This is a genomic window from Gemella sp. GH3 (assembly GCF_013415425.1).
In the GTDB taxonomy this organism is placed as follows: Bacteria; Bacillota; Bacilli; order Staphylococcales; family Gemellaceae; genus Gemelliphila.
Genome location: NZ_JACBYC010000057.1, coordinates 1 through 413 on the forward strand (window position 1 = coordinate 1; position 413 = coordinate 413).

1 protein-coding gene is annotated in these 413 nt (G+C 34.4%); it reads right to left on the reverse strand.

Features of this window, described 5'->3' with window-relative positions; all coding sequences use genetic code 11:
• Positions 1-364 (reverse strand): YwhD family protein (locus HZY83_RS01560; protein WP_179942342.1); only part of this gene is annotated, 364 nt, incomplete at its 3' end.
• Positions 365-413 lie beyond the last annotated feature (49 nt).

The window sequence follows — 413 nt, forward strand, 5'->3', positions numbered from 1 at the left end:
TATTTACATGTTCAGGCATACTCTTATAGCCACGACGGATACTTCTATTCACTAATAAGTAACAAGCTGTGACACCTGCATAGTACGGTCCTTGTTCACTACGTTCTGTAGTCACCCAACACAACCAATATTCTTTAGCTTCGTCGCCTTCAACTTGCTCTTTATCATTAATCCATTTAACACCTTTTTCAACTTTTGCACGTGCATGCATCCCGCCAATATCAATAAAAGCTTCTTTATTTTCAACATCTATAAAAACAGGTGCAATATTATCTAAACTAATTGACCCGATATTCGTTCCTTTATGTCCATCTAATGGGTCATTTTTTATAATATTAAAATTAAAACCTTTTTTCTCAGCCAAGTTAGATACCTCCCATTCTGAAAATCATTGATTCAATGATGATATTTTC